General features: G+C 42.0%; 20 protein-coding genes. 13 read left to right on the forward strand and 7 right to left on the reverse strand.

The genetic code is table 11. The annotated features are described in order from the left end of the window. Positions 1-41: 41 nt before the first annotated feature. The 5 genes from V7K84_RS17935 (at position 42) to V7K84_RS17955 (ending at position 6,355) form a co-directional block, all read left to right on the forward strand. Positions 42-1,403: an HlyD family secretion protein gene (locus V7K84_RS17935; protein ID WP_334839965.1), complete on the forward strand. Its 1,362-nt coding sequence runs from the start codon at positions 42-44 to the stop codon at positions 1,401-1,403. Then, positions 1,403-3,409 (forward strand): ATP-binding cassette domain-containing protein, encoded by a 2,007-nt coding sequence (locus V7K84_RS17940; RefSeq protein ID WP_334839967.1) that lies wholly within the window; start codon positions 1,403-1,405, stop codon positions 3,407-3,409. Before V7K84_RS17935 ends, V7K84_RS17940 begins: the two co-directional genes overlap by 1 nt. 24 nt (positions 3,410-3,433) lie before the next feature. Next, positions 3,434-4,540 (forward strand): ABC transporter permease, encoded by a 1,107-nt coding sequence (locus V7K84_RS17945; RefSeq protein WP_334839968.1) that lies wholly within the window; start codon positions 3,434-3,436, stop codon positions 4,538-4,540. Between the two features lie 37 nt (positions 4,541-4,577). Continuing rightward, entirely contained in the window at positions 4,578-5,696 is a 1,119-nt protein-coding gene (locus V7K84_RS17950; RefSeq protein ID WP_334839970.1) for an ABC transporter permease, read from the forward strand. Between the two features lie 152 nt (positions 5,697-5,848). Continuing rightward, positions 5,849-6,355, forward strand: coding sequence for a GNAT family N-acetyltransferase (locus V7K84_RS17955; RefSeq protein WP_334839971.1), 507 nt, complete (start codon positions 5,849-5,851; stop codon positions 6,353-6,355). A gap of 137 nt (positions 6,356-6,492) precedes the next feature. On the opposite strand, the gene V7K84_RS17960 is transcribed toward V7K84_RS17955, so the two are convergent. The 4 genes from V7K84_RS17960 to V7K84_RS17975 all read right to left on the reverse strand — a co-directional run bounded on the left by V7K84_RS17960 (position 6,493) and on the right by V7K84_RS17975 (position 10,645). After that, positions 6,493-7,947, reverse strand: a complete 1,455-nt coding sequence (locus V7K84_RS17960; protein ID WP_334839973.1) for an AtzE family amidohydrolase — start codon at positions 7,945-7,947, stop codon at positions 6,493-6,495. 100 nt (positions 7,948-8,047) lie between these two features. Next, entirely contained in the window at positions 8,048-8,236 is a 189-nt protein-coding gene (locus V7K84_RS17965; RefSeq protein WP_334839974.1) for a DUF4089 domain-containing protein, read from the reverse strand. Between the two features lie 44 nt (positions 8,237-8,280). After that, complete coding sequence (locus V7K84_RS17970; RefSeq protein ID WP_334839976.1) at positions 8,281-8,532, reverse strand: hypothetical protein; 252 nt, start codon at positions 8,530-8,532, stop codon at positions 8,281-8,283. Beyond that, the gene (locus V7K84_RS17975; RefSeq protein WP_334839977.1) at positions 8,516-10,645 is read right to left on the reverse strand and encodes a WD40/YVTN/BNR-like repeat-containing protein; all 2,130 of its coding nucleotides are present in this window, start codon (positions 10,643-10,645) and stop codon (positions 8,516-8,518) included. Before V7K84_RS17975 ends, V7K84_RS17970 begins: the two co-directional genes overlap by 17 nt. A 664-nt stretch (positions 10,646-11,309) precedes the next feature. Here V7K84_RS17975 and V7K84_RS17980 point away from each other — a divergent pair. After that, positions 11,310-11,786: a hypothetical protein gene (locus tag V7K84_RS17980; protein WP_334839978.1), complete on the forward strand. Its 477-nt coding sequence runs from the start codon at positions 11,310-11,312 to the stop codon at positions 11,784-11,786. 130 nt (positions 11,787-11,916) lie between these two features. On the opposite strand, the gene V7K84_RS17985 is transcribed toward V7K84_RS17980, so the two are convergent. After that, entirely contained in the window at positions 11,917-13,110 is a 1,194-nt protein-coding gene (locus tag V7K84_RS17985; protein ID WP_334839980.1) for an MFS transporter, read from the reverse strand. A 63-nt stretch (positions 13,111-13,173) separates the two neighbouring features. Beyond that, positions 13,174-14,496 carry an MATE family efflux transporter gene (locus tag V7K84_RS17990; RefSeq protein WP_334839982.1) on the reverse strand — a complete coding sequence of 441 codons (1,323 nt, stop codon included), beginning with the start codon at positions 14,494-14,496 and terminating at the stop codon, positions 13,174-13,176. A gap of 209 nt (positions 14,497-14,705) precedes the next feature. Here V7K84_RS17990 and V7K84_RS17995 point away from each other — a divergent pair, with 209 nt between their 5' ends. Continuing rightward, complete coding sequence (locus V7K84_RS17995; RefSeq protein WP_334839984.1) at positions 14,706-14,927, forward strand: hypothetical protein; 222 nt, start codon at positions 14,706-14,708, stop codon at positions 14,925-14,927. A gap of 108 nt (positions 14,928-15,035) precedes the next feature. Then, the gene (locus tag V7K84_RS18000; RefSeq protein ID WP_334839986.1) at positions 15,036-15,530 is read left to right on the forward strand and encodes a DUF6174 domain-containing protein; all 495 of its coding nucleotides are present in this window, start codon (positions 15,036-15,038) and stop codon (positions 15,528-15,530) included. A gap of 217 nt (positions 15,531-15,747) precedes the next feature. On the opposite strand, the gene V7K84_RS18005 is transcribed toward V7K84_RS18000, so the two are convergent. Continuing rightward, positions 15,748-16,197, reverse strand: a complete 450-nt coding sequence (locus V7K84_RS18005; RefSeq protein ID WP_334839987.1) for a DUF4288 domain-containing protein — start codon at positions 16,195-16,197, stop codon at positions 15,748-15,750. Between the two features lie 305 nt (positions 16,198-16,502). Here V7K84_RS18005 and V7K84_RS18010 point away from each other — a divergent pair, with 305 nt between their 5' ends. The 5 genes from V7K84_RS18010 to V7K84_RS18030 all read left to right on the forward strand — a co-directional run. Continuing rightward, the gene (locus V7K84_RS18010) at positions 16,503-16,868 is read left to right on the forward strand and encodes a hypothetical protein (protein ID WP_334839988.1); all 366 of its coding nucleotides are present in this window, start codon (positions 16,503-16,505) and stop codon (positions 16,866-16,868) included. A 277-nt stretch (positions 16,869-17,145) separates the two neighbouring features. Next, positions 17,146-19,737, forward strand: coding sequence for a chloride channel protein (locus V7K84_RS18015; protein ID WP_334840006.1), 2,592 nt, complete (start codon positions 17,146-17,148; stop codon positions 19,735-19,737). A 425-nt stretch (positions 19,738-20,162) separates the two neighbouring features. Next, the gene (locus V7K84_RS18020) at positions 20,163-20,474 is read left to right on the forward strand and encodes a hypothetical protein (RefSeq protein ID WP_334839989.1); all 312 of its coding nucleotides are present in this window, start codon (positions 20,163-20,165) and stop codon (positions 20,472-20,474) included. Between the two features lie 63 nt (positions 20,475-20,537). Then, positions 20,538-20,705 (forward strand): PIN domain-containing protein, encoded by a 168-nt coding sequence (locus V7K84_RS18025; RefSeq protein WP_334839991.1) that lies wholly within the window; start codon positions 20,538-20,540, stop codon positions 20,703-20,705. Between the two features lie 250 nt (positions 20,706-20,955). After that, positions 20,956-21,804 (forward strand): leucine-rich repeat domain-containing protein (locus V7K84_RS18030; protein ID WP_334839992.1); only part of this gene is annotated, 849 nt, incomplete at its 3' end.

The following is a 21,804-nucleotide window of genomic DNA, read 5'->3' on the forward strand; positions in this document are numbered from 1 at the left end:
ATGGGAATCCAATCCATAAATTAGTAATCAAGGGTAATAGCATGGCTCAGACTGTCTCTAAATACACAGAAAGTCTTCCTGCTCCAGTAGAACCAACAAAGCAGCACCGCACCAAAGCGGTTCCTTTGATGTTGGCAATGGTGACGATCGCAGGTATTGGTTATTTATTTTGGAGCTTACAGCCGCAACCGAGAGCAGACATACTCAAGGCAAGTGGACGCATTGAAGGTTATGAAACTGAAATTGGCGTCAAGCATTCGGGACGAATTGAGTCGATTGCAGTACGCGAAGGGGCTGCGGTTAAAAAGGGTCAGAAGTTAATTAAATTAGATAACAGCAACGATCAACTGCTGCAAGGACAACTGCAATCTGCAAACGCACAGGTTGCGTCTGCTCAATCTGACGAACAACAGGCTCGTTCAGATGTAGAGCGGGTACAGGGTGAGATAGAAGAAGTCAACAGCCAAATCCTTGAAGCACAACTTAATTTACAGCAGTCGCGAGGTGATACGGTAGGTCAAGTTAATCAAGCACGAGCTAACACTGCGGCAGCTAAGGCGCAAGTGGTGCAAGCGCAGGCAGTACTCAAACAGGCAGCTGCGGAAGTCAAGCTAGCTAAAATAAATCGCGATCGCTATGTTAAATTGCTCAATGATGGAGCAGTTACCCAACAGCAATCTGACCAAACACAAACTACCTTCGACACTGCGATCGCCACTTTACAGGCACGACAGGCAGCAGTCAATGCAGCTTCTGAGCAATTAAGTGCTACCCAAGCGGCGCTCACCCAAGCCCAATCAACCGGTTTCAACCCCGGTATTAGGAACGCCCAGTTAGAAGCCCTAAAAAGAAAGCGCGCTCAAACATCTGCTCAAATGAAATCTGCTTGGGCGCAAGTAAAATCCGCTCAGGCAAAGGTGAAAGTTGCGTTGGCATCAAAACAACAACTCATTACCCAAATTCAAGATTCCAACAAAGACCTAAATGTTGTCAGTCCTCTAAACGGTGTTGTAACTGCCCGCAGTGTCGAACCAGGTGCAGTAGTGGATAGTCAAACGAAAATTCTGACGGTGATCGATCCCTATACCATTTATTTGAGGGGTTTTATCCCTGAAGGGGATATTGGCAAAGTGCGCCAAGGACAGGTAGCGAAAATCTTCTTAGATTCTGCGCCTAATAAACCCCTAAAAGGTAAAATAATTGCCATCGATCCCCAAGCCTCGTTTACACCTGAGAATATCTATTTTCAAAAGGATCGGGTCAGGCAAGTTGTCGGTATTCGCATAAGTGTTGAAAACCCTGCCAGCTGCTTTAACCCCAAACAACCCTACACTGGTGCAGATTTACCCTGTGCCAAGATTGGGATGCCAGCTGATGCAGAGATTCTATTGAAGGGTGAATAATGGATCGCAAAGTCACAAGTAGCACTCAAGTTTTACCTCAAACCCCAAGTCTTGCAACTCAAAGCATTTACATTCGAGGCTTGCACAAGCACTATGGTCGTTTAGCCGCAGTGCGGGGGATCGATTTGACAGTGCAACAGGGTGAGATGTTTGGGCTGATTGGCCCTGATGGTGCAGGGAAAACCACAACCTTTCATATTCTCGGTGGCGTGATGGAACCCACCGCCGGAGAAGTGCAGATATTTGGTCAGGTTGCAAGGGATGCTCGTTCAATAACGGGATATTTGACGCAGCAGTTTTCTTTGTATTTGGATCTCAACATTAATGAAAATTTACGTTATGCAGCTGGCTTGCGACAAGTATCAGATGATTTGTTTTGGACGCGTCGCGATCGCTTGCTACGCTTGATGAACTTAGAGCAGTTTGCCGAAAGGCAGGCTGGACAACTCTCAGGCGGTATGAAACAAAAACTAGCACTTTGCTGTGTTTTAATTTCACAGCCCCAAGTCTTGTTACTGGATGAACCTACCACAGGTGTTGACCCGGTTTCACGGCGAGAGTTCTGGGATGTGCTAGCGCAACTATCAGCGGAAGGTATGACCATTGTCGTTGCTACACCTTACTTAGATGAAGCAGAACGCTGCGATCGCGTAGCTTTGATGTATGAAGGTCAAATTCAAAAAATTGGTACTCCTGCTGCTTTACGCTCCAGTTTAGCCTTACATCGCCTAGAAGTTCATACCTCAAATCTGCAATTAAGCGAGCAAGTATTATTAGATACAGCCCAAGAAAACATTGTAGATGTGCAAACATTTGGCGATCGCCTTGATGTTCTTGTCAAGGATATAACTTTAGGTCGTACACAGGTACACGATCTGCTGCAACAGCAACAATTATCAGACTTTAGTATTGAGTCTAATAGCCCCACATTAGAAAACGTCTTCGTTACCCATTTACGGCAACAGGGGTTAGCAACGCAATTTCTTCCATTTCCGAGAGCTAAGGCAACAAACCAGCAATGGAAATTAGAAAATTACAGGTTAACCGTTGCAGGCGATAGAGAAATTAATCCTAGTTCCTCATCCATTGCCATATACGCTCACAACCTCAACCGCTTTTTTGGCAATTTTCAAGCAGTCAAAAGCGTCAACCTTGAGGTGCGCCACGGTGAAATCTTCGGACTCTTAGGTGCCAATGGATCTGGGAAAACCACCACAATTAAAATGTTGTGTGGATTGCTGAAAGCCAGTGGTGGTGTCATTTCTCTTGGGGGCGAAACAAGCAACCTCCGTAGTACTGAATTGCGGCGGCGTATTGGCTACATGAGCCAGAAATTCACCCTTTACGATGACCTAACGATTTTGGAAAATCTGGAGTTTTATTGCGGTGTTTATGGTGTACCTCGCAAACTACGCCAGGAGAAAATTGATTGGGTGATTGCCATCTGTGGGTTAGAAGGACGGGAAAAGATGCTTACCGGACAGCTACCGGGTGGTTGGAAGCAGCGAGTTGCTTTTGGTGCTTCGGTAATGCACGAACCAGATATTCTATTCCTTGATGAGCCAACATCAGGGGTCGATCCGCTTGCACGCCGCCAGTTTTGGAAGCTGATTAATGACTTTGCTCGCAACGGGACAGCTATTTTAGTAACCACGCACTACCTTGAAGAAGCTGAACAGTGTAATCGCATGAGTTTTATGGTTGCGGGAGAAACCGTCATCTCTGGTTCTTCCAGTTCGATTAAAGCCAGTCAACCAGGACAACTTATGGAGGCGATCGTCAACCAAAACCAAGCTGCTGCCGATTTACTCAAACAACACCTCGATCCTTGGCGTGTCTCCATCTTTGCCGATAGTTTACACATTGTCCTTGACGACCCCGATCGAGAACTTCCTCGACTATTAAAGCTGATAGAATCTGCTCAAATCACCATTTCCCGCGTCCGCCCCATTTCTTTTTCTCTAGAAGACGCTTTCATCGGTATAGTACAGCGATCGCAAAACTAGAATTTTTTATATTTATTTATATTTATGAAACGGATTTTTGCTCAGTTTACCAAAGAACTAGTACAGTTTCAGCGCGATCGTCTGACATTAGGGTTGGCATTTATATTGCCATTTATGACGTTACTCATTTTTGGGTTTGCAATCCGGTTAGAAAGTAAAAATATCCCCTTAATCGTGCAAGATTTTAACCGCACAAACATTAGCAATAGCTATATTGAGCGACTATACGCCACCAATCAGTTTATGCCTACTCAATGGTCGGGAAACGACCCAGTGCGGGATGCGATCGACCGTGGCATTGCCAAGGCAGCAGTCATTATCCCTCCTCAATTTAGTCGAGATGTGCAAGCTGGTAGAAATACTACGGTGCAAGTGCTGATTGATGCTACAGATGTCAATAATGCTCGTGTCATAAAAAACAGCATTCAGAGAGTGACGAATTTTTTTATGCAGGAGCAAGGACTGATAACATTTAATAACAGTGTCACACCTCGAATTCGTTTATGGTTTAACCCCGGTCGGTTAGAGTCCCTGTATATTGTACCGGGAGTCTACGCTGTAGTTTTATGGATTTTTCCGTCTTTACTGACAGCGATCTCAATGGTGAGAGAAAAGGAAAAAGGCACTATCTTACAACTTTACGCTTCTAGTATCAGTGCAACTGAACTGTTACTTGGTAAAGGACTGGCTTACCTGCTGATAGCTATCCTTCAAGCATTCATAGTCATGGGTCTAGGTTCGCTAATTTTCCAGGTTAGCTTAGTAGGCAATTCTATCACCTTGGTAATAGGAACTCTCCTTTTTCTCACAGACAGTGTTTTATTTGGTTTGCTATTTGGGGTACGAAGCAGTAACCAAAATGCTGCTGTACAAAGTGTCTCTGTGATCGGTTTTGTTACCTCTCTATTACTGTCTGGTTTTATTTATCCTATTAGCAACATTCCCTTTCCCATATCACTTATGCCTAATATAGTTCCCGCCCGCTATTTTATAGATATTACTCGTGATGCATTTGTCAGGGGTACTGGATGGGCAGGAGTTTGGTTTGATTTAGTCGTACTAATGGTTTTTGGATTGGTGTTTTTTGATATAACCCGTCGTGCTTTAGGTAGGATGCAATTACCTTATTAAATTGTATTATTCTTAGCTGTTGCAGCTACTAACCAATATGTTTTTATCACGACTATTTAATAGTTCGTTTTGGGCATTACTTCGCAAAGAAATTAATCAAATTTTGCGAGATAAACAGTTAATTATTTTTTTGATTATACCACCAACGATGCAATTATTACTTTATGGATTTGCACTTAATCCCGATGTACATAATTTGAAATTGGGTGTTATTGATTATGCGAATGTAGGTGCTAGTCGGGAACTTGTTCAGGCAATGACCTCTAATAGCATTTTTACCATCGAATCTGTACCAACAACTGAGAAAGATTTGAGCCGTCAAGTAGAAGAAGGCAAACTCAATCTAGGGGTGATTATTCCACCAGAGTTTCCTAGAAAGCTGGCAACAAAAGAAGCTGAGATTCAAGTATTCATTGATGGAGTGGATGCAAACGCCGCAGGCATTGCTAGTGGCTACATGACTCAGATTATTCAAAATTATAATCGTAACTTTGGGCAAACCCAGTTGAATTTTCCGGTATCGCTCCAAGTGGTATTTTTGTATAATCCGGGATTAATAAGTAGCTGGTATTTTGTGCCGGGAGTCATGGGTTTAGTCTTAACGCTTGTTGGAACACTAGTTTCATCAGTCGCTGTTGTGCGAGAGAAAGATAGCGGAACTTTGGAGCAATTACTTATGACACCAGCCGCAAACTGGGAAATTGTGGCAAGCAAAATTTTGCCTTTAGCGTTTTTGCTCATGGGAGATATTCTGCTAGCTTTGACTTTAGGACAATTAGTCTTTGGTTTACCGTTGCGGGGAAATTTTCTACTATTTTTTGGGCTGTCAATTATCTATCTACTGGTTGGGATCAGTATAGGTATTCTGTTGGCGATGTTTTCTAGTTCGCAACAACAGGTGGTATTGATGTCATTTTTCGTCAATATGCCGATATTGCAGACTTCTGGGGTGCTTGCCCCTATCGAAGCCATGCCCCCTTTGTTTCAAGTCCTATCTCTACTGAATCCCTTACGTCATTACATTGCCATTATTCGAGGGATTTTACTTAAAGGGGTTGGTTTAGAAGTGTTATGGATGCATATTCTGGCATTGCTTAGTATTGCTGTTGTGTTATTAACTATTAGTCTTAGCAAGTTTCGCAATCAATTAAGTTAGAGGATGTCTGATACTAAGTCTTTTTGGGGGTCTAATCAGGATAAGTGGTGCGTGAAAACAAAACAATTATTTTCAATGATGGCTAAAACTTAAACTGAACTCCATCGTGCAAATGTACTAAACAACCATTAAATTCTTGCTACGTAATCAATATGAATATTCGTTGTGAAACTTTGTCAGACTACACAGCAATAGCTGAGGTGAATACATTAGCCTTTGGGCAGGAAAACGAAGCTAAACTTGTAGAGAAAATTCGTTATTCTGACCGTTATATTGCAGAACTTTCTCTAGTTGCAGAGGTTGAAAATTTTGTAGTCGGTCATATTTTATTTAGCTACATCGATCTAGTGGATGAAGAAACACTACAGGTACTTGGTTTAGCGCCTTTAGCAGTTAGTCCACAGTTTCAAAGACAAGGAATTGGCAGCGCATTAATGAAAGCAGGGTTAGAAATAGCAGAAGCAAAGAAAGAAGCCATAGTAATTGTACTAGGTCATCCCCACTTCTATACTCGCTTTGGTTTTCAGCCTTCTGTTGTTTATGAAATCGAGTCTCCTTTTCCAGTACCAGAGGAATTTTTCATGGCGAAACCACTACAAAACTATCAAAAGCAGTATAAAGGCAAGGTTGTTTATCCAGCTGCTTTTGATGAAGTATAATATTATTCCCACGTGAAGTTTGGTTAAGCCAAGAGACGCGATAAATCGCCGTCAAGACGAAAGACTATTGTAGAGACGGCGATTTATCGCGTCTTTCTGATGGATTTATCGCGTCTTTGTGTAATAAATTAGATTTTTCAAACAGCCTCTGAGTTAAGAGCATTTAAAATTACTGGGGCTGAAACTACACCCTTTGCCTCTAACGCAGCTGCAACCCGTAAAATTAACGCTTCATTATATGGTGCTGCAATCAATTGCACACCTAACGGTAATGCATTTGGGCACTGGATTGGTACTGATAAAACGGGTAAACCAATAAAAGAGAATGGTTGAGTAAATAGCCCTAAATGAGGACGGACAAGAATTTCTTCGCCATCCAAAATCATAGTTTGTTGACCAATTAATGGTGCAGAAATTGGTGTCGTTGGGGCAAGAATGACATCGACATTTTGAAAGACTTCCCGAACGCGATCGCGATACCATCTTCTAAACCGTTGTGCTTGCAGATACCAGCTACTAGGAATTAATGCCCCAGCCAAAAAGCGATCGCGTGTAGCGAAATCAAAATCTTCAGGATGCGATCGCAACTTATCCAAATGCAGATTTGCACCCTCGCTAGCTGTAATCACAAAGGCTGCTGCACGGGCGCGGTCTGCTTCTGGTATGATTACGTATTCAGTGACTTCTATTGCATCAGCTACTTTTTGGACTGCTGCTAAAGCTGCCGATTCTGCACCTTTGGTAAAATAATCAGCTGCGATGCCTTCTCTACGAGAGGCTGCGCCAACGGCGGACTTCGTCAACGCAATTCTAATATCAGAAATATCTTGTTTGAGTTGTGGTAAACATAATTCAGGTGGACGCTTTGTACAAATGGGATCGCGATCGTCTTCTCCCTGAAGTACATCAAACACCATCGCGATATCCTGCACCGAACGCGCAAAAGGGCCAATGTGGTCAAAACTGCTAGAAAATAAAGCTACTCCAGCACGAGATAACCTTCCATAAGTTGGCTTGAAACCAAAAACGCCGCACAACGCCGCCGGAACGCGAATTGAACCATTAGTATCAGAACCCAGCGTCAGCGGTACTAACCCAGCCGCAACCGCCGCCGCCGAACCACCCGATGAACCACCAGCAACTCGCTGTAAATCATGGGGGTTGTGAGTAGCACCGTAATGGGAATTTTCTGTTACAAACCCATAAGCATACTCATCCATATTCAAAGCACCAAGCAAAACAGCACCCGCTTGCTTCAACTTCGCTACTGCGGTTGCATCTTGAGTAGCTTCTGGGTTTACTGCATTGATTTTCGATCCCGCTAGAGTCGTAAAACCAGCGATATCAAAGAGATTTTTCACCGCAAAAGGCACACCAGCAAGCACTCCAGGATGATTGCCTTGGGCAATTTCCCTATCAATCAGTGCTGCATCTGTTAAAGCTGTCTCAGCAGTTATAGTCGTAAAACAGTTGAATAGATGATTTCGCGTTGCTATTCGTGCTAACGCAGCTTTCGTAACTTCCACTGCGCTAACTTTACCTTCGCGTACAGCAGTTGATATTGTTATGGCATCGGCTGAATCAAAATTCATGCTGAAATATTAAGAGATAGCGCGTTTAGCTTTTTGAGTAATAGCAGTCAGCAATAGTTTTTGCTTCACTAAAACATCAAGATAGCTATTCTTGAAGCAATTATGGTTCAAAAACTGGTGCAACTTCAATTTCCTCTGGTAAAGGGAAAGAATTTACCAGATTAGCGATCGCCCTAATTCTCTCAAAATTTGCCACCACACCATCACGATACTCATCTCCAATCTCTAAATCCAACAACAACCCCATCAGATCGACATACTCACCCACATCAAACTCTTCTCTTCTCATTTCTCTTCCTTTGCGGTAGCCTGCGGCAAGCCAAAGCCTCTACGTTATCTTAAACTTATAACTTCTTGCGACAACAGCGATACCCAGCCCGGATTTCTCACGCATAGTGTAGGCTTCAGGGGAAGAGGAGTGTGGGGAGTGTGGGGAGTGTGGGGGGTAAGACTTCTTCCCCATCCTCCCACACCTCCCACACCTCCCACACCCCTTGGATTTATCACAAGTGATAAATCCAGACTAGGTAGTGACATCCAATTCTGTAGGGAATGCAACGTCTCTAGATTAATTTGGTTTTCCATAGTAGATTCCTTTACCGTCGGTGCCAATGAAGACTAGCCCGAATTGCTGTCTGCTAGCTTCCATCACGTTCGGGACATCGCCGATGGGATTTAGAGGATTAGAGATGTTTGTCCATGTTTGCCCTCGATCCAAAGAACGGAAAATTCCTTTTCCCATACCAATGACTCTGCCATATAAATATAGTGCTGGAATTTTACTTCCTGTTTGTGGCTTGCCAAAAGCAAATAAATTAGCTTTCTCCACATTAGCTATTTTGGCAAACTTCGCACCACCGTCTGTTGAACGATAAAGCCCATTAGAATCGAGACTTATCCAAACTTCGTTACTCACCCCCGGAACTGTTTTGAGCATAGACCAATTTTCGCTAGGAAGTGTTGAGTTGACAACACTGAAGTATGCAGCTCCATCCTTACTGCGGTAGACTTTGCCAGCGTTATAGTAGTAAAAAATATTGCCATTTACTTTGTCTGATGCTAATGGTTGACCCCAGTACCACGGCCCCTTGGGCCCGTTGGGTAAACCTGATACTCCACTCCAAGTAGCTCCACCGTTAGTTGTACGTATAGGTTGTTTCTCGCTGGCGATCGCTACAAACAAATTTGGATTACTTGCAGACATAGCTATCCGTAGTGGCATAGTATTCTGCGGAAAGGAGGAAAAGTTTTTCCAGGTATGTCCGCCATCTGTGGAAGTTCCTCCTGTAAAGGTATTGAACCCTCGATGTCCGCCAACGCGTACCATGCGTAAGGGATCTTTTTCACTGTAGGCAATGCTGTATGTTTCTTGATACCAAGGGCCGTTACTACCACCCAATTGAGTAGATGGGTAAGTATCTAATTTTTGGCCATGGTTAAAGCCTTCTACATCAGCCACACCGCTTAACAATAGTGAGCCTTTTGGAGGTGAGATAAGTTCAAAAGCAACTGTTTCCTCATGTCCTTTTTCATAGTTAGACCACATAGGCTTGTTAGCATTGATATTGTCTGTCTGCCAGATTCCGAACCAGTCTGTTAACCAAACTTTGCCAGCAATATTTGGGTCAAATTCAATCGCTGAGGCCGCAGAAGCAAAATACCAGTTTGGCCACCAAGGTACTTGAGGATTCAATGAATGGCTTTTCTGTTGCCATGTAGCACCACCATTCGTAGATTGAAAGACTCTAGAGTAATTAGTACTTTCATGGTATTGGTCATAAGTAACTAAAACGTGATTAGAGTTATTGGGATCTACAGAAAGCCCATTAAATGAAATAGTTTTAATGTTAGTCGGCGTAATATTGCTCCAAGCCCCATTTGCATATTTGCTAACTCCTGAAGTGTGCGTTACATAGAGTACTCCATTGCTATTAAGCGCCATTCGATTTGCTTGTGATGGGCTTCCGGCTATTCTGCTCCAGGTAACACCTGTATCGGTAGACTTATATATCCCGTCTCCATAGGCATTTGCATAAACCAAGCCAGCATTCTTTTTGCTAAACAAAATTCCTGTAATACCAATGGATGCATTCGGTTTTCCAGAGAAAGAACTTACTTTCTTCCATGTTTGACCAGCATTCACTGACTTCCATAGCCCATCCAAACGCGAACCAAAGAAGATGATATTAATATTAAATGGATTAACTCCCAGCCTTTCCCCCGTCCATCGCTTAGTTTCGTTGCCACCCATTGGCAAATCTATGTTCAGTTTGTTCCAGGTTTGACCTTTATTGGTCGATTTGAAGATTGTTCCTAAGCCAGCCTTAGTATATTTGCCTGCTGCGATATAGACAATATTTGGATTGCTAGGGTCAAGCGCTAATCCTTCTCCGCCATAGTAGTTACTTTTATCAGAACCAAAGCGATCTATTAATGGAATCCATCTCTTCTCTAGCGAATTCCAACGATAGAAGCCACCTATATCGGTTCTAATGTAAGCTAAATTCTTCTCTAAAGGATGCAGATAAATATTGGTAACATAGCCTCCTCCCCCTATGGAGACTTGATTCCATTGATACCCAGATGTAGCGCTGCGGCTAGGTTCAACGGTTGTAAGTGCTACAGTCGTCGTAGCTAGAGCGAGCATAGAAAAGCGAATTATTTTCCTTAAAGGAATATGGAACAAGCGAATGCTCATATAGTCTCATTTGTAAAGGAATGAAGCCAGAGATAATACTTAGCAAATAAGACTAAGCAGTATAAAATCAAGTGAAAATGCGGTATGCATTCTCCCTTTAGTTAGAAGATGACGTAATGATTGCTAATAGCTGATTGTTGATATAAATGTTTTGGCAGAATAAAAATACTTTGTCAATATATTTTATAAAATTTGTGTATATTTTGTTATAACTACTTACCAAAATATGCAAGTAAATACAAGTAGTTTCATGGTCACTTATTAACAGCTATTGTTACTAAAAACCCTATTATTACACTTAGATTACAAGAAGAAGTTTCCTTGCTTGTTGCAGCACCGACATTGATTTGGGATGAAAATGAAGCTAGACGACTTGCATAAAAATATTTAGAAGTTTGTGTAAAACAGAGACGCTACGCAAACAGTAGTGGACTTACAATCAGTGCTACTGTCACCGGATTTGGCTGCGTTAGAAAATCTCACATTCCTCTAACAATATAATTAAGTATTTTTTGAAAGATGAAAATCACTCTAAAGTCAGAGATATATTATGTGCTGTGGTAGAGGATTTTTTGATTCTACTTCAGTAACTTAGTAGATAAAGAAATTTTCATGCTGTTTACCCCAACTTAGTCCCTTTAAATTACCGATAAACGATAAAAACATGGACAATAAAAACAAAGCTGAGAGTAATAAAAATGATTTAAGTCGAGATACAAAAGTGGATGAGACTAATATAAATTCATTATCTAATAAACCTCAAGAGTCAACTAAAACAATTAATATAGATGGTCAGCGTCCAGTTGACCCAAGTGACATTGAGATTAAGGAAACAATTGATATAGATGGTCAACGCCCAATTGTAAAAGATAAAAATCATAGCGATCAAACAATTGATATAGATGGTCAACGCCCGATCGCTAATAGTAATTTTGAAGAACATGAGATGCTACGTGTAGATGGTCAGCGTCCAATTGACCCTAGTGATTTAGAGGTTGAGGAAATTCTTGACATAGATGGTCAACGTCCGATCGCCAAGAGTAACTTTCAAGTTCAGGATACCCTAGAGATAGATGGTAGTCGCCCAATAGCTTCAAATAACACTGCCGATTCGCAAATACCAACAGATTATGTAGACTAAAATCACAACCTTTGTTGACACTGTAAAGTGGTGAAGATAAAACAAGGAGACTCAGTAATCTACGTTGTCAGCATAGAGCAATGCTAAAGATGAAATGTTAGTGTTGAATCGCGGTATAGCATTGCCATGATTATTTATTATTTCTGCTTGCCGTAGTGGTTTTGGGTCTGACTATAACAATAAATCCAATCAAAGTAAAAACTAACATCTGCCAAGTCACCAAATTCCAGCCACCAAGATTCCAGCATAATAGACCAATGCTAGTACCTATAGCACCACCGATAAAATAGGTAGTCATGTAAACTGTGTTGATGCGACTGTTTGATTGAGCATCAAGAGTGTATATCCTGGCGACATTGGTGACTTGAATTGCCTGTACGCCTACATCTAGTAACAATACAGCAACAGCGATCGCCAGGGCTGAATTAGAAGCAATTTTAGCAATTACTAAACTTGCAATCACCAGAGATACAGAAATAGTTAAGGAACGTTGGGAATTACCTCGATCGGCTAATTTACCAAAAATTGGTGCCATTAATGCACCTGCGATCGCCACAAAGCCATACATCCCAATTGTGTCAGATTGAAAATTAAAAGGCGCTCCGCTTAAATGGAAAGTCAAGGTTGTCCAAAATGAGCAAAAGACACCAAACATTAATCCTCCAATTAAAGATGCTTCTCTCAATAAGGAAAAACGTTTTAATTGTTGAAGCGTTGATTTTAATAAATCAAAATAATCACCGCTATATTCATTATTTACATTAGGCAAGTAAATCTTGAGCAAGACAGTAACAATTAAAATCATTACTCCTGAAAATCCATATACATAACGCCAACCAAAGGATTCAGCAATATATCCACTAAAAACCCTTGCTCCTAAAACTCCAATCAATATACCAGTAAAAATACTGCCTACAGTTTGACCTGTAGTTACTCTATCTATACTTGCTGCTAAGGGAAGAATAACCTGAGCGGAGACTGTTGTAATTCCAATTGCTACGCTCAAGATCCAAACCTGGACGATATTTTGGGAAAACGTCATGGCTATCAACAAACAAAACAAACATAGAAGCAAGGAAAGAATTAATGTTTTTTTGTTGATTTTATCGCCCAAGGGGATTAAAAAGAAAAGCCCAAAACCGTAACCAACTTGCGAAAGCACAGATATGCTACCCGCTTCACCTTCACTAACTTGAAAAGAAGATGCAATATCTTTGAGAATTGGCTGATTATAATAAACGTTAGCAACACACACCCCAGATGCGATCGCCATAATCAGTACTTGAAATTTAGTTAATCCGTTACCTGAGATTTGTTTTTCCATTCAACCTAAGTCACTATAATTTCGTTGCTTGAGGACTTTTCCCTTTAGCTTTATCTGTGTTTATCAATTATGAGTTTTCCTGGTACTAAATCGCCAAGTTAGGATTATTGCAGCGATCGCTAAACCAATAGCCAATCCCCACCAAAGACCAATAGCTCCAGATCCCAACGAGATCCCAAATGTATAACCAGTGAATAAACCAACACACCAATAAGCAAAAATGCCAATCAACATCGGGATTTGAGTGTCTTTGAGTCCGCGTAATGCTCCTGCGGCAGTAACTTGCACACCGTCAACTATTTGAAAAATTGCCGCGACTGCTAGCAATTTCACCGCGAGGGCAACCACATCTGCATTGTTCTGATTGTTGATGTCAATATAAAGAGAAATAATCGACTTTGGTATTAGCCAAAATGCAATGCCTACTACACCCATAACTAAAGCTGCAATGGCAATGCCTACATATCCAGCTAGACGAGTGCCAACTAGGTCATTCTGTCCGGCTAACTGTCCAACACGAACTGTTGTCGCTAGAGAAATGCCTAGTGCCATCTGGAATGATATCGAAATTGTTTGTAAAGCAATTTGATGGGCAGCGAGGGCATTTGTTCCCAATTGTCCGATCAACAAAGTGACAACAGTGAACAGTCCGGCTTCGACCATAATCAGACCCCCGATGGGCAATCCAACCTGAAAAATCTCGCCAACTATCCGGCGATGTTCTAGAGGAAAGGCTTCGTGAGAGGTAGATCGAAAAATACCGTAAACTGCAAAACGAGGCTGATTAAATATATAAACTGCCAAAGCCACAAACATACTCCAAAGTGAAAGCGTGCTTGCCCAACCGATACCAGCTAAACCCAGCGCGGGGAATCCCAGTTTGCCAAACATCAGCACATAGTTAGCTGTGATGTTGAGCAGAGTACCCAAAACCACAGTCACTATCACTAATTGCGGTTGCAACAGAGCAGAAAGAAAGCTTTTAAGTACTGCAAAGCCCAAACCAGGAATAAAACCCAGTGCGATCGCCCTTAAATAAATCTCTGCTAGTGCTACTGTCTTAGCATCCTGTCCTAGTAAAAGTAGTAAAGCACCTCCATTGTAAAGCAGCAATGTAATTGGTATTCCTAGCAGCAGAGATATCCCTAGTCCAAGCCGGACAATTATGCCAACTTTTTCTCTATTTCCGGCTCCGTATGCTTGGGCAGCTAAGGGACTGACAGCAGAAACGATACCAGCAAAAATCAACAGAGAAAAAGTAAAGATAATAGTTCCCAAACCTCCAGATGCAATGGTTTGACTTCCCAACCAGCCCATCATTACCGTATCAACAAAACCAGTTGCAGATTGAGCCAGTTGTGCCGCTGCCAAAGGTACGGCTAACATGAGACATTTTTTAACTTCAGAAAACATATACAGCTGATAACCCGATGTGAAGAACAAAGGGTTTTTCCAAAATCTAAACCCATGTTCAGGAGATATTGCTCCTGGGAACTTGAATCTATCTTAATGGAGTCAAAGGACTCTCGTCATAGTGGTTAGTGCAGCGTTCCGCAGGAAAGACTTAACAGGAGATAAATGGATAAAGTTTTAGAATGTTCGGTGTGGGCGATAGTTTATTCCCCGAAGCAGCCTTCAAGCAGATTATCCGCATTGCGATCGCCAATAATATCATGTCCGCTAGATTACTTATTAAACCTGAAGAACCCCACCCCGCCAAAGCTATGCTTTGTCTCCCCTCCTCGCAGGCGGGGAGGGGCTGGGGGTGGGGTGCAATGACTGTGGAAATCATAACTAATTATACGGACATGATATAAAGCTGAAAATCCCCATAACAGCTTTGAGTGTCACAAATAATTTCAATATTTTGGCAATCATCTTGAAGCTACGTTAAAGTGAGCAGTTGGAGTTAAGAATAAATTTATATGCGCTTACCAATTGCAATTAGTGCTGTTTTAGTGGCATCTTTAGGTTTTAGTACACCTGTAATATCTCAACCTCCTCCTATACAGGTAGCTAAAACGCCCGCGCCTAGTAGTTTAACCTTAGAACAATTTAAGATTAATTATCGATTATGGAAACGGCAAAGAATCTCTAACTATCGCTATGAATTCACTAGAAGTTGCAATTGTTTACCTAAAGCCACAGAACCAGTGATTATTAAAGTGCGTAATCGAGTCACAAGTTCTATTACTTATAAAGCAACTCAAAAGCCAGCTGAGGCAGAATTGTTTGAAAAATATAATACAATTCCTAAACTCTTTAATATCATTAGGGATGCGCTCATTCGTAAAGCAGCAAACTTGACTGTAGAATACGATCCAGTACTTGGTTATCCAACTCAAATTAACATTGATTATAATAGCCAGATCGCTGATGATGAAATATTTATTACAATTAGCAATCTGCAAAAAAACTAATTAACTATGGCTTCTTGAACACATTATAAAAGAAGCCGTATTTGGAAACAGGAGCAATTCCAGAGTTCGCCCCAGCACGAGCCTTGTACATACGGCATAGGTTCGAGTACCAAGGCTCTTTTGCTAACTACATTGATGACCCGAACAGCGTATTTATGACCTTAGCTCTGTAAAGGTTTAGGATAGCGAATGCACTGTTGGGCTAAAGTATTTAAAGTCATTCAATAATACCATCGCCACTCATCATTTTTGCGACTTCATCCATAATTTCTTTACTGCTATAGTCTGGCTTAGATGGATCTATTGGTTTTAACGGACGAAAAATAGCTAACTGAGATTTTGGAGTCAGCATTTGTTGTAACTCGCTTTCACATATACCAATTTTTTCTTCAAACATCAGTTCAGCACCATGTTCTAATTCATCATGAATCACATCGAGATGCCGTAAGCCTCTATAAGTAAAAGTTACGGTTTGATTTTTGGGATTGAGATATGTGCTGTTCTCTTGATAACCAAGTTCTTCGGCTTTCTCAAAAGCCTCTTCTGGTGAAGAAGCACGGACAAGAACAATATTTACATGAACAACATTGTGTGGATTTCCTTCAACTTTACACTCGATCACCAATTCAGCGATATACCACTCTGCATTCTTTGGAATGTATGCCATTGCTTATAAAACTTAAACTTTTTACTAATAATGCTAAAGCAACTATAACAAGCGATATAACGTTGTACGTCATCTGAATGGGAACTGCTATAGAACTCATATCTGATTTTTGAACAAAATTTCAGATAAAACCCCGATCGAACGGGCTTTTCAGTCTCAGTATGTTTTCAGAAATAAAATCAGAGTCCTAGAGATGTACTTTTAATTACATTTGCGTTCCTCAAGTTTGTGAATTTTGAACTATATAATTACTAAACTTAAGTATTAAATAAAATGATTACCAATAGTTTAGGAAAAGCAAAGACGTGAACCGTTTCAAAAAGCTATCCTCAATTGCGTTCCTGTTATTAGCCTTCATGTATCCACCTACTTTGGTTGAAGCCAAAGAGAACACTCTAAATAATGTTCTTAACGAACAGAGTCTTGACGCACAGACAAATTTAGTTGGAGAGCAAAGTGAAGAGTTTTTGTTAGCTCACAGACGTAATCGACGACGTTATCATAGACGGCAGCGAACTGGAAGATATTATTATCAACGCCAGCGGAATCAACGACATTATTATAGACGGCGCTATCGCTCTATACGTTATCACGGACAACGATATCGTCATGGAGAATGGGAACTTGTGCGCGATCGGCATGGACGATTAATGTATGATTGGCAGCGTTAATAGTCAATTTGCGCTCAATTTTTCTAGGCAATCTTTATGCGTAAATCCTAACGTAAACCCCAAAGACTTTACCCAGTTTTGAAGCGAGAATAGTTCTTTAATAATTCTAAGTGTCAAATATTATAAATAACTGTACCCCTATTGCACATATCTATCTTTAGGCATAGAAAGATTTCATTCTGATTTCATTTTTTTACGAAAAGCTATGAATAGGGTGAACGGTAAGACATTTCAGACATTTATATACCTTCATTGATGACAAGTGATTGCTAAAAATATGTTAGCCAGGGGTAAAATTCTCTGGTTGAGGCTTTCTCGTCAGTTGGTTCAACCCAGGCGCTTGGCTTTCGTGGAAGCTTGCCTGATTGGTCTAGTTTCTGGGTTAGCGGCTGTTCTTTTAGGACAGGCAGTGGATTGGGCAGGCGCATTGCGAGTGCATCTTTCTTACCATTGGTCTGCCTACTTGGTGCTACCAGGTATTGGACTAGTAGGGGGACTTTTAGCTGGTTGGCTAGTAGAGCGCTTTGCACCGGAAGCATCAGGTAGTGGGATGTCTGAAGTCAAAGCCGTATTGGCTCGCGTGCCGATGCCGTTAAATCTGCGGATTGCTTTGGTGAAGTTGATTGGCGCGACATTAGTGTTGGGTTCGGGAATGCCTTTGGGACGGGAAGGACCGACTGTCCAAATTGGGGCAGCCTTGGCAAATCAACTTAGTAACTGGGCGCCGACTTCACCAGAGCATCGTCGCCAACTGATCGCCGCCGGAGCCGGGGCGGGATTAGCTGCGGCTTTTAATGCACCGATCGCAGGTGTGCTTTTTGTAGTGGAAGAATTACTGCAAGATGTGTCAGGTATCACTCTTGGTACTGCGATTTTGGCTTCTTTCATCGCTTCAGTCATCTCTCGGCTCTATGGTAGTCACAACCTCGATCTGAATCATCTAAATTTAGGTCTTCCCGATACAACTTTCTTCGCTCAGGAAATCCCTTTCTACTTGATTTTGGGAGTGCTGGCGGGACTTTTAGGCATTCTATTTAATAAAGGTATTCTTGAGAGTCTAGCAATTAATCGCCGCTTGGTAAGGTTGAGTTTATCCTGGCGAATTGGAATTGCTGGGTTAGTGAGTGGTTTGGCGATCGCCTTTTTACCTGCTGCCTTTCGCGATCATGCTGGGCTGAGAGAAATTTTGCTTGCGGGTAATACTAATTGGTCATTTGCAGCGATCGCTTTTTTAGTTCAGTTTACGCTAATTATTTTTACCTACGGCTCTGGAGCGCCAGGGGGTTTACTAGTTCCCACCTTAGCCTTGGGAGCTGCCCTTGGTTACTTAGTTGGTGCTGTCGAACACAGTTTACTGGGAATGAGTGCTGCAACAGTCTATGCTCATGTCGGCATGGCTGCCTTTTTTAGCGCCGTCTCTAAAGTACCAATTACAGCAGTTGTCATTGTATTTGAGATGACAACAGATTTCAATCTGGTGCTACCGCTAATGATTGCCTCTGTGGTTGCCTATTTAGTAGCAGAAAAAATTGACCATCGATCGCTCTACGATCTTCTACTAGAGTGGAAAGGGATTCACATCACCAAGGAGCCTAGCACAGAGGGACTTCTAGCGCAACTGAGTGCCGTAGATGTGATGCAACGGCGAGTGGAAACTCTCTCTAGCCAAATGAGTACTGATGAAGCAGTACAGGCATTTTCCAACTCTCACCATCGCAACTTCCCAGTTTTAGAGAATGGTAAAGTTGTTGGTATTGTCACTCAAAAAGATTTAGTTAATATTGCTTCAGAACAATTAGGCAAAGATACAACTATTAGCGAGATTATGACACCAGAGCCGGTGACAGTAACTCCCACAGCTACGCTGGCTCATGTACTGCATATACTCAATCGTTATCATCTCAGCTGCTTACCCGTTACAGAAAATCGCAAGCTCATAGGAATTATTACTCGTAGTGATATTATCCGTGTAGAAGCAGAGCAACTGAGTGGTAATAGCGAACAAATAGAACGTAAATCAGCACCTTCTTATGTGGTTTACCAAACTCGCGCTCCGGCTACAGGTAAAGGACGGTTACTAGTACCACTTTCACATCCTCAGACAGCCGAGACTTTATTGGAAATGGCAGTTGCGATCGCCAAAGATCGCAATTACGAAATAGAATGCTTACAAGTGATTATCGTTTCGTCAAGCCGCATCCCATCGGAAACACCAGTACAAATCAGCAAAAGTCTTCAACTTTTTCAACGGGCAATACTTTTAGGAGAGAATTCGCGGATTCCCGTTCACACCCAGATCCGAGTTGCCCATAATGTTGCTGGGGCAATTTTAGAGACTGTCAAAGAACGACACATTGACTTGGTGCTGATGGGATGGAAAGGAACTACATCAACTCCTGGTAGAGTTTTTAGCCGAGTGGTGGATACCATAATTCGACAGGCAGGTTGTGATGTTATCTTGGCTAAATTAGATGATAAAAGATCCTTTGACCGTTGGTTGTTACCAATGGCAGGCGGCCCTAACTCCAGCCAAGCAATTAAGTTATTACCAGCTCTTGCTTCTTTAAGTACATCACCCGAAATCAAGCTATGTCAGGTTTTCCAGCCGACTAACTCGATTCCTGACACAACATTATTAGATAAATCTGTTCGCTTTCTGCAACGCCGAGTTAGCGGTAAAGTGATGGCTACTCCAGTTCGTGCCAATTCTGTTTCTGATGCTGTTCTTAATTGTGCAAAACTTGACAACAGTGATGTGATTGTCCTGGGAGCTAGCCGTGAAAGTCTACTGCAACAAGCGATTCAAGGAAATATTGCCGAGAATATTTCTCGCAAGAGTAATTGTACAGTGATTATGGTTAAAACTTGATGTCGAATTACCGCCCTTAATCCCCCCGTTTATTGGGCTACGGTGTACACACATCTTTTTGCTGGGTGCAAAATGTGTATCGATCCCCCTAAATCCCCCTTAAAAAGGGGGACTTTGAGAGCTTTTTGCCCCCCTTTTTAAGGGGGGTTGGGGGGATCAAAAGCTTATGGGGCAACTCTTAAAGACTTGTGTGTACACCGTAGCCAATACATACGGGGAGGATTAGGGTGGGGTAAAAGCTTGGTTAATCAGCTATTTCAGACTTGTGTATACACCGTAGCCTTGGTAAAGGGAGCGTTTGCTTTACTCAAAAATAACAAATGCGTACTCCGAAATAACAAATGAGTACTCCGAAATAACAAATGCGTACTCCGAAATAACAAATGAGTACTCCGAAATAACAAATGAGTACTCCGAAATAACAAATGAGTTCGCCAAATCAGCAAATGCTTTCGCCAAATCAGCAAATGCTTTCGCCAAATCAACAAATGAGTTCGCCAAATCAACAAATGCGTTCGCCAAATCAGCAAATGCGATCGCCAAATCAGCAAATGCGATCGCCAAATCAACAAATGAGTTCGCCAAATCAACAAATGAGTTCGCCAAATCAGCAAATGCGAACGCCAAATCAGCAAATGCGAACGCCAAATCAACAAATGCGATCGCCAAATCAACAAATGAGTTCGCCAAATCAACAAATGCGATCGCCAAATCAGCAAATGCGATCGCCAAATTAACAAATGCGTAAGCGTAGCCAGCACTTCGACAAAGCTCAGTGACCACCGCAGGTATCGCCATGATTGCAACAATTTAGCTTTGTCAAGACTCGTTTGGGTTTGAAGCGCAAAAGGCGACCAATTCCTATGAATGATGTTTGGATTGCAGCGCACTGTCTGGAACATGCTTGGGTGCTTGTTACCGATGATTCAGATTTTGATTATGTGGATGGATTGGTTATAGAGCATTAGTAATGATAGCTATTATGTTTTGAGATCGCTTTTCCCATCATCTCAAGGCGCGATGTCTACGACGGTCACTGAGCGCAGCCGTTCGCGCAGCGTCTCGTAGAGAAGTGCGGGCTACGCCTACGCCTAAATCCACAATATCCCAAACAGCGAACTGACAGATCGCCAAAATAATGATGGTCTAGCATTTTTCCCTAATCAGTTAAGATAATCTTCATCAATCTTCTTTCCTTTTACCCTTCTCCTTGGAATTATGACGCAGGATGAGTTATTGGTACTGATAGATCGTGCGGTGGCTGAGGGTTGGCAAGAGTTAGACTTGTCGGGGCAAGAGTTGACTGAGTTACCTGTAGAAATTGGTAAGTTGAAGCAGCTTGAGTCTTTGATTTTGGGAAAGAAGGTTGAAGGTTATGAAGACGTAGGAGGCCGCTATCTCCAAAAGGTTTCAGGCAACAATTTAAAAACGCTTCCACCCGAACTATTGGGTTTGCCTAATTTGCGTAAGTTGGATATTAGTGGCAATCCTTTAGAGAGTATTCCCGATGTGGTAACGCAAATACTACATTTAGAGGAACTTATCTTAATTCGAGTAGAGCTAACTGAAATACCGAATGCGATCGCTAAATTAACCAATCTGACGCAGCTTCACCTCAATTCCAACCAAATAACCCAGATTCCAGAGGCGATCGCTAAATTAATCAATCTGACGCAGCTTCACCTCAGTTTCAACCAAATAACCCAGATTCCAGAGGCGATCGCTAAATTAACCAATCTGACGCAGCTTCACCTCAGTTACAACCGAATAACACGGATTCCAGAGGCGATCGCTAAATTAACCAATCTGACGCAGCTTCACCTCAGTGGCAACCGAATAACACGGATTCCAGAGGCGATCGCTAAATTAACCAATCTGACGCTGCTTGACCTCAGTGGCAACCGAATAACCCAGATTCCAGAGGCGATCGCTAAATTAACTAATTTGACGCTGCTTGACCTCAGTTTCAACCAAATAACCCAGATTCCAGAGGCGATCGCTAAATTAACCAATCTGACACAGCTTCACCTCCATAACAACAAAATAACCCAGATTCCAGAGGCGATC

The sequence above is a fragment of the Nostoc sp. genome (assembly GCF_036917315.1).
In the GTDB taxonomy this organism is placed as follows: domain Bacteria; phylum Cyanobacteriota; class Cyanobacteriia; order Cyanobacteriales; family Nostocaceae; genus Nostoc.

Bases quoted from the DNA above. Each gene is read 5' to 3' on its own strand.
- V7K84_RS17955 (WP_334839971.1), top strand. From the start codon at position 5,849: ATGAATATTCGTTGTGAAACTTTGTCAGACTACACAGCAATAGCTGAG.
- V7K84_RS17990 (WP_334839982.1), bottom strand. From the start codon at position 14,496: ATGTTAGCCGTACCTTTGGCAGCGGCACAACTGGCTCAATCTGCAACT.
- V7K84_RS17970 (WP_334839976.1), bottom strand. From the start codon at position 8,532: ATGGAAAACCAAATTAATCTAGAGACGTTGCATTCCCTACAGAATTGG.
- V7K84_RS17985 (WP_334839980.1), bottom strand. From the start codon at position 13,110: ATGGAAAAACAAATCTCAGGTAACGGATTAACTAAATTTCAAGTACTG.
- V7K84_RS17950 (WP_334839970.1), top strand. From the start codon at position 4,578: ATGTTTTTATCACGACTATTTAATAGTTCGTTTTGGGCATTACTTCGC.
- V7K84_RS17935 (WP_334839965.1), top strand. From the start codon at position 42: ATGGCTCAGACTGTCTCTAAATACACAGAAAGTCTTCCTGCTCCAGTA.
- V7K84_RS18000 (WP_334839986.1), top strand. From the start codon at position 15,036: ATGCGCTTACCAATTGCAATTAGTGCTGTTTTAGTGGCATCTTTAGGT.
- V7K84_RS17940 (WP_334839967.1), top strand. From the start codon at position 1,403: ATGGATCGCAAAGTCACAAGTAGCACTCAAGTTTTACCTCAAACCCCA.
- V7K84_RS17960 (WP_334839973.1), bottom strand. From the start codon at position 7,947: ATGAATTTTGATTCAGCCGATGCCATAACAATATCAACTGCTGTACGC.
- V7K84_RS18020 (WP_334839989.1), top strand. From the start codon at position 20,163: ATGAGTTCGCCAAATCAGCAAATGCTTTCGCCAAATCAGCAAATGCTT.
- V7K84_RS17995 (WP_334839984.1), top strand. From the start codon at position 14,706: ATGTTCGGTGTGGGCGATAGTTTATTCCCCGAAGCAGCCTTCAAGCAG.
- V7K84_RS17980 (WP_334839978.1), top strand. From the start codon at position 11,310: ATGGACAATAAAAACAAAGCTGAGAGTAATAAAAATGATTTAAGTCGA.
- V7K84_RS18005 (WP_334839987.1), bottom strand. From the start codon at position 16,197: ATGGCATACATTCCAAAGAATGCAGAGTGGTATATCGCTGAATTGGTG.
- V7K84_RS17965 (WP_334839974.1), bottom strand. From the start codon at position 8,236: ATGAGAAGAGAAGAGTTTGATGTGGGTGAGTATGTCGATCTGATGGGG.
- V7K84_RS18015 (WP_334840006.1), top strand. From the start codon at position 17,146: ATGTTAGCCAGGGGTAAAATTCTCTGGTTGAGGCTTTCTCGTCAGTTG.
- V7K84_RS17945 (WP_334839968.1), top strand. From the start codon at position 3,434: ATGAAACGGATTTTTGCTCAGTTTACCAAAGAACTAGTACAGTTTCAG.
- V7K84_RS17975 (WP_334839977.1), bottom strand. From the start codon at position 10,645: ATGAGCATTCGCTTGTTCCATATTCCTTTAAGGAAAATAATTCGCTTT.